Consider the following 17,383-nt stretch of genomic DNA (forward strand, 5'->3'; position numbering starts at 1 on the left):
ATGAAAACTCTGATTATTGGACCATCATGGGTTGGCGATATGATGATGTCGCAAAGTTTATATCGTACTTTAAAACAGATTCACAACGATATTGAAATTGATGTTATGGCTCCTGCTTGGTGTCAAGCATTATTAAAGAAAATGCCTGAAGTGAGTCAAACCATTCAGATGCCATTAGGTCATGGAGAATTTGCTTTATCTAAACGTTATCAATTAGGAAAATCATTACGCAAAAATAACTATGATCAGGCAATTGTTTTACCCAACTCCTTTAAATCAGCATTAATTCCTTTTTTTGCGAAAATTCCTAAGCGCACTGGTTGGAAAGGTGAAATGCGTTATGGCTTATTAAATGATCTTCGTAGGCTGGATAAACTCGCTTATCCGCTGATGGTTGAGCGTTATATTGCACTTGCTTACCCTAAAGATCAAATTCAAAACGCAGTTCAATTACCCAAGCCTCTCTTATGGCCGAAACTAAACGTTGAACATAATGAAATAACGGAAACGTTAGCAAGTTTCAATATCCTTAATGATGTACCTTTAATTGGATTTTGCCCAGGTGCTGAATTTGGGCCAGCTAAACGTTGGCCAGACTATCATTATGCTGCGCTAGGTGACATGCTAGTTAAGCAACATGCAAAAATTATCATTTTTGGCTCTGACAATGATCGTCTTGTTGGTGAAAGAATCATTGCACAAATGGCTCATGGCGATGCGTGCATCAATTTAGCAGGTAAAACCACACTAGAGCAAGCTGTGAATTTAATTGCGGCTTGTAAAGCAATCGTGACTAATGATTCGGGGCTTATGCATATCGCAGCAGCTTTAGACCGACCGCTTGTTGCACTTTATGGTCCAAGTAGTCCGGATTTTACGCCTCCTTTAACCGAAAAAGCAGAAATAATACGTTTAATTACGGGTTATCATAGAGTTCGTAAAGGGGATGCTGAACATGGTTATCACCAAAGTTTAATCGATATCAAGCCTGAAAGTGTTTTTGAAACCTTAATGAAACTTATTGCTCGATGTGAAAAGAGTAACTAATTATGCGTGTACTTGTTGTCAAAACGTCATCTATGGGAGATGTACTTCATACCCTCCCCGCTTTAACTGATGCATTCAATTGCTTACCTGATATTACATTTGATTGGGTTGTTGAAGAAAATTTTGCGCAAATTCCTGCTTGGCATTTTGCAGTAGATAACGTTATTCCAGTCGCTATTCGACGTTGGCGCAAAAATTGGTTTTCTAAATCTATCCGTCAAGAGCGCCATCAATTCATAAAATTACTTCGAGAACGTGAATACGACTGTATTATCGATGCACAAGGACTAATAAAAAGTGCTTTCTTAATTACTCGTAAAGCATTAGGAACTAAACACGGCTTAGATCGAAAAAGCATTAAAGAACCCATAGCTAGTTGGTTTTATGATGTTAAACATAATGTTCCTAAATCCATGCACGCCATTGAACGTGTAAGATTACTTTTTGCAAAAAGTCTTGGTTATACCTTACCCGAAAAAATCGGGGATTATGCTATAGCACGCCATTTTTTAACCGACTTACCCTTAGATCATGGACAGTATTTGGTTTTTTTACATGCGACAACCAGGCCTGAAAAACACTGGACTGAAAATGCATGGCGGGATTTAATCGAATTAGTTGAACCTTCCGGATTAAAAATCAAATTACCTTGGGGAGCGCCCCATGAACAAAGTCGAGCTAATCGTTTAGCTGAAGGATTTGAACATGTCGAAGTATTACCCAAATTATCACTTTCACAAGTTGCTTCAGTACTAGCTGGAGCAAAAGCAGTGGTTTCAGTTGATACGGGCTTAAGCCACTTAACCGCGGCACTCGATCGCCCCAATATCACTTTATTTGGTGAAACTGATCCAAAATTAATCGGGGGTTATGGAAAAAATCAATTTAGTATTATCTCGCCTGAACAAAATATGGAAACTATTTCAGCTAAAGAAGTTTATCAACAATTAGCTGAATTTATATAATTTTAATTTAAACAATAGATTATTTAAAGGAATCAAGTTAATGAACAAATACTGTGATCTTATACGTGAAAAATATGCTCAAATTGGTAGTAATGAACTTGGTTACCTTGATGATGCTTTAGGTGCCGTTATGCAAGTTTTAAATGAAGTGGCAATAAATGAAAATGTTCCAGATGAGCTCAAACTAAAAGCCGCTTATGCAGCGGCTAATTTATTAATGAGTGATTATGATATTAAATAGCGGTTGGTAAATTAATGATGAATCGCGTTGATACATCATCCGATTCAACATAAATAGTTCCTTTATGCGTTTCAATAATTGATTTAACAATTGCAAGACCAATACCAGTACCTGAGCTATCACTACGATGACGAGATTCATCAACGCGGTAAAATCGTTCAAAAAGATGGGGCAAATGTTTTTTATCGATTTTTTCACCTGGGTTTGATATAACAATTTTAATACGTTTTTCGCTCATTTGGCTTAACGTTATCGTTATAATCTGATTAACAGGAGTATAACGAATAGCATTCGATAAAATATTACCGATTGCTCGACCTAACATCATTTTATCGCCTTGTATATGTGAACAATTCCCTTCAAGCTTAAGTGTGATATTTTTTTCGTCCGTCAATGGTTCAAAATAATCACACATCATAAGAATCATATTTTGTAGGTCAATATCAATCAGTTTCGGTACCAATTGTCTATTATCAGCTTGTGCAAGAAATAACATATCAGAAATCATTTGTGACATCTTTTCATATTCTTCAAGATTAGAATATAAAATTTCACGATATTCTTCTGTAGTACGAGCGTTATTTAATACAATTTGTGTTTGAGTTGTCAGATTTGTAATTGGTGTTCGCATTTCATGAGCGATATCTGCCGTAAAGTTTCGCTGACGAGAAAAAACATCTTCCATACGATTTAGCATATTATTAAAAGCTTTTACCAAGCTAACATATTTAACGGGTACGGATGATGTTGGTATACGATAGTTTAGATTTTTTAAACTAATTCTCTCTATTTTCCTTATCAAACGATTAATCGGTTTTTGAGTGTAATAGATACTAATTAAAGAGCCAATTAATGCTAACACACAGGATATAACAATTAATAACCCTAAACCGTTTCTTAATCGGCTGATAAACTCCAGTTGTACATCACGACGAACGGCCACAATAGTGGTAAACTGCTGACCATTTTCCCCTGTTACTCTTGATGCTGCAATTCGATACGAAGACTTATCAATATTTTCAATCGAAGTACTTTCATCTTCAATGATGCGTTCAAATTCTTCATGAGTAAGGGCAATCGCTAAATTAGGACCGCGTGTGCGATAAACGATTTTTCCCATATCATCAATAATATAAACAAATAAATGATGATGACCGGTAAGAATTAATAAAAGGTTTTGAATAAATTCATCACGATTATCACTTGGAGAATAATAAGTGAGCTCACGTTCGATAGATGTGATAACGGAATTGAGTTCAGTCACATTTTGCCTGATGGAAAACTTTTCAAACGATCGCTCAATCAAATGACTAAAACAATAAAGTAGCCCACAAGTAAGCAGGCAAACTATAAGCGGTAAACGAAATGATATTAATTTATTCTGCTTCATCCAATACATCTATCTTGTAGCCCATACCACGCACTGTATGGATAAGTTTCGGTTCAAATCCAGCATCAATTTTATTACGTAAACGTCTGATAGCGACATCTATCACATTGGTATCACTATCAAAATTCATGTCCCAAACTTGTGAAGCAATTAATGAGCGGGGTAACACTTCACCAGGATATCGTAAAAAATATTCCAATAAAAGAAACTCTTTATTAGTTAGGTCGATGCGCTTATCAGAGCGAGTCACAGTACGTTTGGGTAAATCCATGACTAAATCTGCTATACTTAGTTGATAATTATTAACTTGGGGAACATTTCTTCTTAATAATGATTTGATTCTTGCTAATAACTCAGCAAATGAAAATGGTTTAACTAAATAATCGTCTGCGCCTAAATTTAGCCCTTTAACTTTGTCTTCTACACTACCCATAGCTGTTAACATTATAATCTGGGTATCTTTACCTGCTTCTCGAAGTGATTGAACAATTTTCCAACCGACAATATCGGGCAACATTACATCTAATATTATTAAATCATAATCTTCTGTCATTGCTCTATGGTAACCATCTAAACCATTTTTGGTTAGATCAACAATAAAGCCAGATTCGACTAAACCTTGACGAAGATACTCCCCGGTCTTTTGTTCATCTTCAACAACTAACAATTTCATTTTGAGTATTTCCTATGCCAATATATCTGGTTATCTAACTTGCATAATAGCTTTCCTATAATATAGGAAAAGTGCAAAAACATTCATGATAATTCAATGACTATTTTGTAATCTTTCTGTCATTAATTGGTTTGGATATGTTTGTTATAGTATCCACACAATGATTCATGAGGCTAGACATTATTGTTTCATTGTTTTATTTCCTTTCATCCATTCCTTGCAATTTAATGCAGCCCTAGTTTACCTAGGGTTTTTTTTTAACTAAAAAAAATGAAAACCAGAAAAATACTCGAAATAATAACCAATTGGCATAAATTCCAAGTATTTTAACAAAATTAAAGTATTTTGAATATCAGATTCACTTACTTTTTATTCAAAACAATACCTGTTTCAACATGTTCCGTATAGGGAAACTGATCAAACATAGCAAAATGACTTACAGAATGCGTTTGAGTTAACTGTTGAAGATTGTCATACAATGAATGCGGATTACAAGAAATATAAATAATTGTTTTATAATTTTTAAGGTTATTTATCGTAGCATCATCAAGCCCTGCCCTAGGGGGATCAACAAGCACCGTATCACATTGATATTCGTCAAGATTAATACCTTTTAATCGATTAAAACTCCTTTCTTTTTTTATAGCAGAAGTAAACTCTTCTGCTGATAAACGAGCAATAATAAGATTATCAATATGATTAACTGAAATATTATGTTGTGCGGAATAAACAGAAGCTTTAGCTATTTCAGTGGCTAACACTCTTCGAAAGTTTTGTGCTAAAGCAATCGAAAAGTTTCCGTTTCCACAATAAAACTCTAAAAGATCCCCTGATAACCCCTTAGTAACTGATATAGCCCATTCAAGCATTTTAATATTGACGGCTGCATTAGGTTGAGTGAAACTATTTTCGACTTGGCGATAAATAAGATTTTTACCCATTACAGGCAATATTTCATCGACATAATCTACATCAATTGTGATTTTTTGATTACTTGCTCTACCAATAATATTACATTCAATTCCTTGTTGAGCTAATAAGAGCTTCAACTTTCTAGCTTCTTCTCGCCACTCATCACTTAATTTTTTATGATACAGAAGAGTAATGAGTAGTTGACCGCTTAACGTAGAAAAATAATCAATTTGAAACAGTAAATGACGAAGTAATGCATTATCCTTTAATAGCGGTATTATTGCCTGCATAGCATCATTAATTAAGGTTGTTGCTATAGGAAAAGTATCTACTTTGATACGTTTTTTTGTTTGTTTATCAAACATAATATGATAAAGATCATCCTTATCATGCCATATTCTAAATTCTGCTCGCATTCGATAATGACTAATCGGCGACGAAAACACCGTTAACTCAGGGAGTGAAAAATCGGATAAAAGCGCTTTTAAATTTGCTGCTTTTTTTTCAAGTTGTTGATGATATATATCGGTTGAAAAACAGTTTGTCATTTTCATTATCAGATCAATTAGATTATTGGGAATATTATTGAGTACAAGAAATTTAGCCAATCTAAATAAAGGCTATCAACAAAATTATGATATTTAAAAGCTAATTAACTCTATCCATCAATATCAAAATTTATATAAATTCACTTTTATCGTTAATTCTAACATAAACCACTTTTTTTGATAAGCACTAGGCTTGAATGTGACAGTGTGTACGAATCGCTATGATCAACTTATATTAAGTAAATTTAAATAATTTATTAACTACACTATTGTTATGTCACAAAACGTTTTAATTAGTACTGAAGTTAATGAGGCTTAAATCTCAAATAAAATATCACATAATCAATCTAATTTTTATGTGTTGCGAATATTAAATTAACGATAAGACTAGCCCATTTTTTGGATAAAATAGATCGATAACTATCGCCTGAATACATTTAGAATGATAACGATTGTCGTTATAAGGTTGTAGTTATAATGATTGCCGTTATAATGTGTTTCAAATTTCTAGTTATAAAGGTCATTATGACAACGCAAACTTTTTCTGATTTAGAGTTAGACGATGTATTAATTCATAATCTCGAAGCCCAAAATATTACTTCACCTACTGTTATTCAATCAAAAACTATTCCTGTAGCTTTAGATGGTAAAGATATATTAGGTTCCGCTCCAACGGGAACAGGCAAAACGCTGGCTTTTTTAATTCCTGCTGTCCAACATCTGTTAGATTTTCCACGTCGAAAGCCTGGGCCACCAAGAATTTTAATCTTAACACCAACCCGTGAACTGGCTATGCAAATTGCGGAACAAGCAAAGAATCTAACTCAATCAACCCATTTAAGTATTGCCACTATTACTGGTGGTGTCGCCTATATGAATCATGCTGAAATATTCAGTAAAAACCAAGATATCGTTATTGCGACAACCGGAAGATTATTACAATATATTAAAGAAGAAAATTTTGACTGTCGTGCGGTTGAAATGTTGATTTTAGATGAAGCCGATCGCATGTTAGACATGGGCTTTTCACAGGATGTCGAAACTATTTCCGCTGAAACACGTTGGCGTAAACAAACTTTACTCTTTTCTGCAACGCTTGAAGGAGAAGGGTTATATAATTTTGCTGGACGTATTTTAAATAATCCTGTTGAGATCAATGCAGAGCCATCACGTAAAGAACGAAAAAAAATATTGCAGTTTTATTATCGAGCAGACGATCTAACTCATAAAGTAGCCTTATTAACCCATTTACTCAAGCAAGATGAGTTCAAGAAAAGTATTGTTTTTGTGCGCAAACGTGAACGAGTTCATGAATTAGTCTCTTGGTTACATCAAGCAGGTATTCAAAGTTGCTATTTAGAAGGTGAAATGGTTCAAGCTAAACGGAATGAAGCGATAAAAAGGATCAGCAATAATACAGTTAATGTACTTGTTGCCACCGATGTGGCTGCTCGCGGTATTGATATTGATGATGTAACACATGTTATTAATTTTGATGCTCCTAAAACAGCTGATGTTTACTTGCATCGAATTGGTCGAACAGCTAGAGCAGGAAAAAAAGGCACCGCCATCATGCTTGTCGAAGCGCATGATAACCAATTATTACAAAAAATTGAACGTTATATTCAAGAACCAATTAAGTTAAGAACAATTGATGAGCTACGTCCAAAAACAAAAGCGCCAAAACCGGTTACGAAGAAAAAACCATCACAAAAAGCTAAATCAAAAAGCTCAATAAAAAAATCTGAAGAATCGAAAAAGAAAAAAGTTAAACAAAGATTGCGAGATACTAAAAACAAAGGAAAGCCTAAAAAACAAGCCCTTAAAGATTTATAATTATACAAATTAAATAAAAAATATAATCTTTATAGTTTAAACTTATGAAATCGATTGTTCATAATGACTTGGACTATTAGTGTTAATTGCTATAATGAATTCAAATTTTGATTTGATTTTTAAGTTTTAAACAAGGAGAAACATCATGACATTAGTCACTCGCAAAGCACCAGATTTTACCTCTTCAGCAGTATTGGGGTCTGGTGAGATTGTAAATAACTTCAACTTGGCTCAACATATTCAAGGTAAATATGCTGTCGTATTCTTTTGGCCGATGGACTTCACTTTTGTTTGTCCATCAGAAATTATTGCCTTCGATCACCGTCTAGAAGAGTTTAAAAAACGTGGCGTTGAGGTTATAGGTGTTTCTATGGATTCAGAATATGTTCATAACGCATGGCGTAACACACCACAAGATAAAGGTGGTATTGGTGAAGTTAAATTCCCAATTGTTGCTGATATTAAACACACGATTATGCAGGCTTATGGCGTTGAGCATCCAGAAGCAGGCGTTGCGCTTCGTGCATCATTCTTTATTGATAAATCAGGAGTTGTTCGTCACGAAACGATCAATGATTTACCAATTGGACGTAACATTGATGAAATGATTCGCATTATTGATGCTTTCCAATTCCATGAAGAACATGGTGAAGTTTGTCCTGCACAATGGACTAAAGGCAAACAAGGTATGCAAGGCAATCCAAATGGCGTGGCGAGCTATTTAAAACAACACGCTAACGAACTTTAATCATTTTAAACAAATTGAGTTCAATTTATCTTAATAAACCGGGGAAACACTCCGGTTTTTTTATTGAATAAGCTTAGTTTCAAATTTAAACAAGTTCTGAAGCTTTAAGTCAACTCGTTTGAAATACTACTCATTAATTTAAAACAATCCCTTTATTCCAGAAGGGTATCAGATAATAAAGTGGCACAATTCCCAATAACCTTTTAGCAAGGTATTTACATCGTCATATGTAACCCTACAACCCCAATAATTATGATAATCAAGCCCAGTAATCGAGCGGAATTTTTGGGTTCATTAAAAAAGAACATATTGGCAAATACTGCTCCGGATGTACCGAGTCCAACCCAAACTGGATAAACAATACTTAATTCAAGGTAATGAAGGGAAAAATAGAAAAGAACAAAAGAAACAAAAAATCCCCCCCAATATAACATCAATCTTATCGCTTTCTTTTGCTGAGAGTAGAGCTTTAGCCCAATTGCACCGATTACCTCAAAAAATGATGCAGTTAAAATTAAAAGCCATCCCATAAAATAATCCTCAATTTTTTGTCGATTAGCTGTCTGTGCGTTTAAGTTGCACAACACCGATAATAATTAGTGCTACAAAAAAGAGTTGCATCAATTTGATCTCTTTTCCAAAAAACACCATATCAATCACTGTTGCACCAACCGCACCCACGCCAGAAAATATGGCATAAACCGTCCCGGTTGGAATGGTTTTACAAGCATTTGTTAAAAATGAAAAATCGACAATAATTAATGCGATAATAATTATCCAATGCCAAAATTCAGTTGCAAGACTGAATCCTAGAATCCAACATACTTCAAAAAAGCAGGTTAATATAACAAATCCCCACTCTTTATTAATGCTAAACATAGCTACCTCACTGCTATCATTTTATTTATTGCTTGATTTTGCTTTTTCTACCGATGTATATGGTTAAAAAAAAGGATGGTTCGCAAACATGAAGTTTTGCCACCGAAAGATCATAATGTTTATGCAGAAAAATACGTGGTTTAATATTAAACTAACTTAAGTCGCACTAAAACATTTTGATAATTAGCTACTAATTTACTTTGCTTATCTTTTACAATTCTATAATGAAGATATTTAAATGGCAAGGTCAACAATGATTATTCAATAATTTGACTTTTATCATTGATGGCGGAGATTATCCTTATTGAAAACGGTTAATGCAACTAAACTAACTTAATCATTTATGTTTTAAATTACATTTGTTCCCCCATATAAAAGGGGGAAATTAGTTTATTTCGATAATGATTTTAAGTAACTTGCAATATCTTCAATCGTCACAACTGGAAGATGATGCTGTTTAGCAAATTCAACCACTTGTGGTGCTCTTGCCATCGAACCGTCATCATTGGTTAATTCACAAATTACAGCAGCAGGTTTGAATCCAGCTAATTTGACCAAATCGACAGATGCTTCTGTATGTCCTCGTCGAGCAAGTACTCCTCCCTCTTTAGCAACCAGCGGGAAAACATGCCCAGGATGATTTAAATCACTTGGCTTAGCCTCATCAGCAACAGCGGCTTTAATTGTCGTAACGCGATCTGCCGCTGATACGCCTGTTGAAACACCTTGAGCCGCTTCAATTGAAATTGTAAAAGCTGTGTGATTTTTACTGGTATTATTTGATACCATCATAGGTAGATTCAATTTATCACACTGTTGTTTTGGCATACATAAGCAAACTATCCCACTTCCATAACGGATAGTAAGTGCCATTTGCTCTGGGGTTATGGTTTGTGCAGCCCAAATAATATCGCCTTCATTTTCTCGATCTTCATCATCCAAAACTAATACACCTTGCCCTGCTTGAATGGATTCAATCGCTTTTTTGACACGTTCTAGTGGTGTTCCAAATTCATTTAAATTAAACTGATTCATGGTAAATACCTAGATCCTTTTTCAATATATTTATTATTTTCTAAATTATCTTAATAATCCAAGATGAATACTCATCAATTGAATTTCAAGCTAATTTAAATAAAAATAAACTCAATACCAGAATCAGGGCTGTGCTTGACCATAGTGATATTGCTAAGTAGCAAAATATGCAACAAATAGCAAATTAAGGAAAGATAAGCAACTCTCTTTTATCCAGACTTTAACTGTCGGCTTTGGAATTTCACCAAATCTGCTAGACCTTAATATAAATTAATCATCCTCAAATACACGTCAAATCATTTCGCCAAACAATGGAAATAATTTTATATTTGCTGACCCAAATATTAAGCGCTCGTGGGCTATACCACCGGTGGGGACTTACACCCCGCCCTGAGAATTTTGTTAGTTAACTAACACTCGACACTATAATACAAAACTGAAGAAAAAAATACGGATATTTTAAAAAGAAAAATATTGCCGCATAATGCGGCAATATGGTGTATAAAAGGATTTAATGCATACGTGTTTCACGCAATCGACGACGTTCTGACTTACGCATCCATAACCATGAAATAAACCCTATAATGCCAACAATTAATAAAATAATTGTGGCAAGTGCATTAACTTGAGGATCAACACCCAACCGAACTTTAGAGAAGATGAGTTTTGGTAAGGTCATGGCACCAGGTCCAGTCACAAAATTAGCAATAACCACATCATCAAGTGATAATGTAAATGCGAGCAACCAACCCGATACTAAAGCAGGTGCTATCATTGGTAACGTTATTACAAAAAAGACTTTTAATGGATTTGCGCCTAAATCTAATGCAGCTTCTTCGATAGATTTATCCAATTCTCTTAATCTTGCACTGATTACTACTGTCACATAGGCAGTACAAAAGGTTGTATGTGCCATCCAAATCGTGATAGCACCCCGATCTTTTGGCCAACCGAGCACCTGCCCCATTCCAACAAAGAGCAATAGCAATGCTAAACCCGTTATTACATCAGGCATAACCAATGGTGCTGTTGTCATAAAAGAAAACAAATTTGAACCACGGAATCGTCTAAAACGAATAACGGCAAAAGCAGCCAAGGTACCAAGTACAATCGCAAATGTTGCTGCGCAAGCCGCAATGGTTAAACTTAGACCAACAGCCTTAAGTAAGGTTTGATTATGAATTAATTCAAAGTACCATTTTGTTGAAAACTCCGCCCAAACGGTGACTAAACGAGAACTATTAAATGAATAAATAATCAAAATAATCATTGGGATATATAAAAAAGAGAATACCACCAATAAAATAAGTCCTTTAAGGCTTCGGAAAAATAATGCTAAAGTTACGATAATAGTGACAATCAAGCTGAAAACAAAACAGCCAAAGTACAAACTGCCATGAGTTAAGAGTTCAAATCCTGAGGATGAAATCAAAACAGTTAATATAATAGAACCGATCAACAATGAGGAAAATACAATCAAGGCAGACCTTATGATAATTGATAAATTATTCATTTATTTGCCCCCCATTTGTCGGTTTTGAAACTTATTAAAATAATAAATAGGGACGATTAAGATCAATAACATCACCGATGCCACCGCTGACGCTGCTGGCCAATCATGATTATTAAAGAATTCTGTCCATAATTGAGTTCCTATCATAATACCTTCAGATGGCCCCAATAACTCTGGTATAACATATTCACCGACGGCAGGAATGAAGACTAACATTCCCCCTGCTATTACCCCATTTTTGGTTAATGGCACAATAATTTTAAAGAAGGTTTTAATCGGTTTGCACCCTAAATCCAACGACGCTTCAATTAATGTTGAATCAACTTTGGTCAGCGATGTATAAATCGGTAAAACAACAAAAGGCAAATAAGAATAAACAATCCCTATGTACACAGCGAAATACGTTTTCATAATGATTAATGGCTGATCGATTACCCCTAACCACATTAAAAAATGATTCAATAGTCCATTAGGATTTAAAATACCTATCCATGCGTAAACACGAATTAAAAATGATGTCCACGAAGGTAAAATAATCAGTAACAACAAAATATTTCGCGTTGACGGTTTACATTGTGAAATTGCCCAAGCCAATGGGTAACCAATTAAAATACATAAGATTGTTGATATAGCTGCAATTTTTAATGACTGCAAATAAGAATCAAAGTAAATGGTATCGGTCAGTAAATTGAGATAATTACCAAAATTCAACGTAATATTTAACAAGCCATCTTCAAAGCTTAATAAATCCGTATATGGCGGTACAGCGGAAGCTATTTCAGAAAAACTAATTCTAAAAACAATCAAAAATGGTAATAAAAACAGTAACAGCATCCATAAATAAGGAATGGCTATGACAGTTAAGCGACCATAAAGTGTCATCAAATCTGTATCTTCAGGCTGTTTTTGAATTTTTTTAACAGCAAAATAGATAGCAACTAAACCGGCTGGTATAAATAAAATACTCCCAGCAATAATCATTCGATAAGCAAGTTTAGAAGGCTTATAATTTGCTAAAAATAAACCAAAACATGATGTTAAAAAGCTTAATATTAATGCACTAAATACCGCATCTAAAAATAAGTTATCAAATGCATCTGTGGTGACAAAACGCCAATAAACACAGAGCAAGACAAATGCATTTAATACTACACTCCAAAAAATGGAACGCATCGTTATATCCTCTTTTGTTTATTCGGTTAGAACCACACAGCTATCAACATCCCAACTTAGGTTAACGGTATCCCCCCAAGTCGGCATTCCTTTTCGATAACGGTGCTCATTTTGTAGTTGTGCAATAATAATTTGCCCACTTGATAACTTAACATGATAAATCGATAAATCACCTAAATAAGCAATTTCAACCACTTCACCAGTCGCAACGTTATAGCCATCTTCAGGAATATCGTCACATAATTTGATTTTCTCAGGACGAAGTGCAACTTGAATAGGAACACCTTCCACCGCAGGGGAATCGTAATCAACTTTTAATGGATTCTTAATCATCGGACAACTAATAACCAAGCCGTCTTCAAGTGTTTCTTGCAAGATGCCATCAAACACATTTACCGATCCAATAAACTCCGCACTATAACGGCTATTTGGGTGTTCATAAATTTCTTCCGGCTCACCAATTTGAACGAATTGCCCTTTATTCATAATAGCGATACGTCCAGCCATAGTCATGGCTTCTTCTTGATCATGGGTAACCATCACACAAGTTGCGCCAACTTGTTCTAAAATACTCACAACTTCAAGTTGCATGCGGTCACGAAGTTGTTTATCTAACGCCCCCATTGGTTCATCAAGTAGCAATAATTTTGGACGTTTTGCCAAGCTACGAGCTAAGGCAACGCGTTGTCTTTGACCACCTGATAATTGATGTGGCTTACGTTTTCCAAATTGTTCCATATGAACAAGCGCTAGCATTTCTTCAACGCGATGTTTGATCTCTTTATTATCTAATCTATCTTGTTTAAGACCAAAAGCGATATTTTGCTCAACCGTCATGTGAGGAAAGAGAGCATACGATTGAAACATCATATTAATTGGACGATTATAAGGTGGTACTTGTGACAAATCTTTACCATCTAAAATAATTTGCCCAGATGTTGGTTGTTCAAATCCAGCTAACATACGTAAAAGTGTCGATTTACCACTTCCTGAAGCACCAAGCAAGGCAAAAATTTCACCGGTGTAGATAGTGAGATTAATATCATCAACGGCATAATAATCATCATTAAAAACTTTGGTTAAATTTTTGATCTCCAATAGCGGAGTAACCATCTTTTTTTTAGGCTGAACCTGAATTGTTGTTTTATTATTCACTCTTTTTTCCTCATAACAACAAGCCATAAAAAACGAAACGGAAAGATTAAATCAATCTCTCCGTCTATAATAAATAACACTAGATAATCAATTGTTTATTAAAACTTTATCGACCAGTTTTAAGTTTTGTCCACGTACGAGTAATCACGCGTTCAAGTTTAGGTTCTTTAACTTTTAATGTAAACAATTTTTCCATCACTTCTGGTGAAGGATAAATAGCAGGATCATTTTTAATTCTCGGCTTAACAAAATTGTCATTTGCTTCTTTATTTGCGCTCGCAAAATTGACATCATTTGTGACTTGCGCAGCAATTTCTGGCTTCATGATAAAGTTTAAAAATTCATGAGCTTCATCGACATTAGCTGCATCTTTTGGGATAGCAAAAGTATCAAAAAAGACTAGCGCCCCTTCTTTAGGTATTTGATAACCGATATGAACGCCATTTCTAGCTTCATTTGCACGATCTCTAGCCTGTAATATATCACCAGACCAACCTAAAATGACACAAATATCACCATTAGCAAGATCAGTTATATATTGAGATGAATGAAAATAACGAATATTCGGTCTTACTTTTGCTAAAAGATCATAAGCCGCACCAGTATAATCTTTGGCATCAGTGCTATTAGGATCTTTACCTAAATATTGTAACGCACTGGCAAAAATTTCAGTAGGCGCATCTAAAAATGCCACACCACAATCTTTTAGTTTTTCCATATTTTCAGGTTTAAACACTAAATCCCAGCTATTTACTGGCGCATCATCACCTAAACGTTCTTTAACTTTATCGATGTTATATCCTATACCCGTTGTCATCCACACATAAGGAATCGCATAAGTATTATCTGGATCGTGGGTCGCCATTAATTTCATTAAATTAGGATCAAGATTTTTCCAATTTGGTAATTTACTTTTATCTAACGGTAGATAAATACCTGATTTGATCTGCCTTGCTAAAAAACTATCTGAAGGTGAAACGACATCAAAACCTGAATGACCGGCCATTAATTTTCCTTCAAGCGCTTCATTAGAATCATAAACATCATAAACAAGTTTGATACCCGTTGATTTTTCAAAATCGTTGATAGTTTCATGACCAATTTGACCGGCCCAATTATAAAAATGTACGACACGATCTTTAGCTATAGCAGAATGAGATAACGCTAGTGCAACACCAGCAATAATTGAAAGAATTGTTTTACGTTGAGTAAACATGCTCACCACTTCTCCTCTAAAATAGGGATATTACATGTTAAACACAAGCCCATTGAAAAACATAATGGACCCCCAAATTTTACCAACAACCTATATAAATAGTTTGGCGAAACCGAGGTAAGCAAGAAACAACTTACCATTAACATACAACTGGGTATAGGTGCATTCCTTGCATTACGTGGGATAAAATACCTTTTTTTTTAAAGAAGTCCATCTAAAATGTAAAATATCTTACATTTTAAGCTTAAATGGCTATATTTTATCCACTCATTTCTTCGATTAAATTGTCTGCTTAACGTAGCCAAACTTTATTCAACTCTGGCTGGCAATACTTTAGAATCTGGTTGCCATATACGATATTTAACTTGGATATCATTTGGCGCATAAATCATGATTGGTAGCCGACTATTATAATCTAGCCATCCTAAATTATGATCCACTGTAACAAATTCAGTCTTATTAGTACTTTCAAGACACGCCATCATCGTTGATATACCGCTATTAACATTTTCAACCACGTAATAAGAGTATCCCCAACCTTTTAATTCTTCTTGCTTGATTGTTCCAGTTAAGCGTTTAACATTACAATCAACATTTATCTCTTTTCCTATTAATAGTTCAACTCGGGCATTATTTTCATTAGCTAAAGGAGGTAAATTTATCGCATAACGCACATAACCTTCACTTGCTTGAGGATAAGGCGCAATGTCGTTAGCATTTTGTACAGTTTGCGGTAAAGTTGGTGTTGTAGAACAAGCTGTAAGAACAGCTGATGTTAGCAAAACAAGCATCAATTTTTTCATTTATAGATCTCCAATGTAACTTAATTCATTAATAATGCATAATATGCTTTTTCAGTTATTATGCGTATAATAACATTTTATTTGTTAATTACTATGGACAGAAAATGCAAACAGAAAAAAATAATAGTGATTTATTGAAGTTAATTCTAAATCTTCTAATAATCGGATTATTTATTATTATAACTTACCGAATAGTTGAGGTTTTTTTATTCGGTTTTTTTTGGGCTGTAATGGTCGTCATTACGACTTGGCCATTAATGAAAAAAATTCAAAAGAAACTCTTTAACAAAAGATGGTTGTCTTTGCTAGTTATGGCATTAATATTGGCAATTGTTTGTGTCATTCCGTTTATTTTGATTTTTAGTAGTGTTGCTCAAAATAGTCACTATCTTATTGAATGGGCGAAAACGTTATCTCATCATGAATTACCAACTTTAGATTGGTTAAATAATATACCAATGTTCGGAGAAGAACTCCATCAAAAATGGCTAGATTTAATCAAAACGGATGGTTCAGATTTAATCACAACCATTCAACCTTATATCGGTACAATGATAAAATGGCTTATTGCACAAGTAACTAATATTGGTATATTTATTTTCCATGCTGGTATAATGATTACTTTTAGTTTATTACTCTTCTTAAAAGGAGAAAGTATTACTAAAAATGTTTATGTGTTTGCTAATCGTTTATCAAAACAATATGGCGAAACGACAATAACGTTAGCTGGACAATCAATTCGTGCTGTCGCGCTGGGCGTAGTAGTAACGGCAATTACTTTAGCATTAATCGGTGGCTTAAGTTTTATGTTAACTAAGATGCCGTTAGCTGGTATTTTAACACTGATCTTATTTATTTGTTGTGTGGCTCAAATTGGCCCTGTCATTGTCATGCTAGGCTGTATTATTTGGCAATTTTGGAATGGTCACACTGTAGCGGGTATTATCTTAATTATCGTCGCTATTGTATTAACAACACTTGATAGTGTAATGCGTGCATATTTAATTAAAAAAGGTGCGGATTTACCATTTTTGTTGATATTATTTGGTGTTATTGGCGGTTTACTTGGTTTTGGTATGATGGGATTATTTATCGGCCCGGTAGTACTAGCCTTAACCTACAAAATCATTCAGACTTGGGTTAGTGAGCAATCTTAAACATATATAAACAGAAACATTATATTTTTAATTGAAATAATTTTCTAAGTTAGATTTTAATGTGTTGTATAAAAAGGAGATTTATTTATCTG

16 protein-coding genes, 1 pseudogene and 1 riboswitch are annotated in these 17,383 nt (G+C 34.4%); of the genes and pseudogenes, 6 read left to right on the plus strand and 11 right to left on the minus strand.

Going from position 1 to position 17,383, the window contains the following annotated elements:
- From rfaF to ACKJXD_RS05910, 3 genes are read left to right on the plus strand one after another with little or no spacing between them, the layout of a single operon-like run.
- Entirely contained in the window at window positions 1-1,047 is a 1,047-nt protein-coding gene (rfaF, locus tag ACKJXD_RS05900) for an ADP-heptose--LPS heptosyltransferase RfaF (RefSeq protein ID WP_430875810.1), read from the plus strand.
- A gap of 2 nt (window positions 1,048-1,049) precedes the next feature.
- Entirely contained in the window at window positions 1,050-2,012 is a 963-nt protein-coding gene (gene rfaC / locus ACKJXD_RS05905) for a lipopolysaccharide heptosyltransferase RfaC (protein ID WP_430875811.1), read from the plus strand.
- Between the two features lie 40 nt (window positions 2,013-2,052).
- Window positions 2,053-2,253 carry a YaeP family protein gene (locus ACKJXD_RS05910; RefSeq protein ID WP_220217023.1) on the plus strand — a complete coding sequence of 67 codons (201 nt, stop codon included), beginning with the start codon at window positions 2,053-2,055 and terminating at the stop codon, window positions 2,251-2,253.
- Here ACKJXD_RS05910 and ACKJXD_RS05915 read toward each other — a convergent pair.
- From ACKJXD_RS05915 to trmA, 3 genes are all read right to left on the minus strand, one after another.
- Window positions 2,246-3,643: a heavy metal sensor histidine kinase gene (locus tag ACKJXD_RS05915; RefSeq protein ID WP_294826311.1), complete on the minus strand. Its 1,398-nt coding sequence runs from the start codon at window positions 3,641-3,643 to the stop codon at window positions 2,246-2,248. The genes ACKJXD_RS05910 and ACKJXD_RS05915 overlap by 8 nt on opposite strands.
- Window positions 3,630-4,316, minus strand: coding sequence for a heavy metal response regulator transcription factor (locus ACKJXD_RS05920; protein WP_220217021.1), 687 nt, complete (start codon window positions 4,314-4,316; stop codon window positions 3,630-3,632). The genes ACKJXD_RS05915 and ACKJXD_RS05920 overlap by 14 nt, the downstream gene beginning before the upstream one ends.
- A 362-nt stretch (window positions 4,317-4,678) precedes the next feature.
- A complete protein-coding gene (trmA, locus tag ACKJXD_RS05925; RefSeq protein WP_220217286.1) occupies window positions 4,679-5,776 on the minus strand; it encodes a tRNA (uridine(54)-C5)-methyltransferase TrmA in 1,098 nt (365 codons plus the stop codon).
- A gap of 525 nt (window positions 5,777-6,301) precedes the next feature.
- Between trmA and srmB the strand changes: the two genes are divergently transcribed.
- A complete protein-coding gene (gene srmB / locus ACKJXD_RS05930; RefSeq protein WP_294826307.1) occupies window positions 6,302-7,612 on the plus strand; it encodes an ATP-dependent RNA helicase SrmB in 1,311 nt (436 codons plus the stop codon).
- A gap of 145 nt (window positions 7,613-7,757) precedes the next feature.
- Window positions 7,758-8,360, plus strand: a complete 603-nt coding sequence (locus ACKJXD_RS05935) for a peroxiredoxin C (protein ID WP_255556853.1) — start codon at window positions 7,758-7,760, stop codon at window positions 8,358-8,360.
- 215 nt (window positions 8,361-8,575) lie between these two features.
- On the opposite strand, the gene ACKJXD_RS05940 is transcribed toward ACKJXD_RS05935, so the two are convergent.
- The 8 genes and pseudogenes from ACKJXD_RS05940 to eco form a co-directional block, all read right to left on the minus strand.
- A complete protein-coding gene (locus tag ACKJXD_RS05940; RefSeq protein WP_220217019.1) occupies window positions 8,576-8,890 on the minus strand; it encodes a DMT family transporter in 315 nt (104 codons plus the stop codon).
- Window positions 8,891-8,915: 25 nt separating this feature from the next.
- Window positions 8,916-9,239, minus strand: a complete 324-nt coding sequence (locus ACKJXD_RS05945) for a DMT family transporter (protein ID WP_220217018.1) — start codon at window positions 9,237-9,239, stop codon at window positions 8,916-8,918.
- 390 nt (window positions 9,240-9,629) lie between these two features.
- Window positions 9,630-10,274, minus strand: coding sequence for a 3,4-dihydroxy-2-butanone-4-phosphate synthase (ribB, locus tag ACKJXD_RS05950; protein WP_430875812.1), 645 nt, complete (start codon window positions 10,272-10,274; stop codon window positions 9,630-9,632).
- 197 nt (window positions 10,275-10,471) lie between these two features.
- Window positions 10,472-10,676, minus strand: a riboswitch (FMN riboswitch).
- Between the two features lie 109 nt (window positions 10,677-10,785).
- Window positions 10,786-11,544 carry an ABC transporter permease subunit gene (locus tag ACKJXD_RS05955; RefSeq protein WP_363317359.1) on the minus strand — a complete coding sequence of 253 codons (759 nt, stop codon included), beginning with the start codon at window positions 11,542-11,544 and terminating at the stop codon, window positions 10,786-10,788.
- A 243-nt stretch (window positions 11,545-11,787) separates the two neighbouring features.
- A pseudogene (gene potH / locus ACKJXD_RS05960) lies at window positions 11,788-12,657 on the minus strand (putrescine ABC transporter permease PotH); the annotation flags it as partial.
- A 321-nt stretch (window positions 12,658-12,978) separates the two neighbouring features.
- Entirely contained in the window at window positions 12,979-14,073 is a 1,095-nt protein-coding gene (potG, locus tag ACKJXD_RS05965) for a putrescine ABC transporter ATP-binding subunit PotG (protein ID WP_430875884.1), read from the minus strand.
- Window positions 14,074-14,221: 148 nt separating this feature from the next.
- On the minus strand, window positions 14,222-15,331 hold the full coding sequence (locus ACKJXD_RS05970; protein ID WP_220217283.1) for an extracellular solute-binding protein: 1,110 nt from the start codon (window positions 15,329-15,331) through the stop codon (window positions 14,222-14,224).
- A 308-nt stretch (window positions 15,332-15,639) separates the two neighbouring features.
- Window positions 15,640-16,134 carry a serine protease inhibitor ecotin gene (gene eco, locus ACKJXD_RS05975; protein WP_220217014.1) on the minus strand — a complete coding sequence of 165 codons (495 nt, stop codon included), beginning with the start codon at window positions 16,132-16,134 and terminating at the stop codon, window positions 15,640-15,642.
- A 104-nt stretch (window positions 16,135-16,238) separates the two neighbouring features.
- On the opposite strand from eco, the gene ydiK reads away from it, so the two are divergent.
- Complete coding sequence (gene ydiK / locus ACKJXD_RS05980; RefSeq protein WP_220217013.1) at window positions 16,239-17,291, plus strand: AI-2E family transporter YdiK; 1,053 nt, start codon at window positions 16,239-16,241, stop codon at window positions 17,289-17,291.
- Window positions 17,292-17,383: the final 92 nt, after the last annotated feature.

This window comes from Gilliamella sp. G0441 (genome assembly GCF_050589305.1).
GTDB lineage: Bacteria > Pseudomonadota > Gammaproteobacteria > Enterobacterales > Orbaceae > Gilliamella.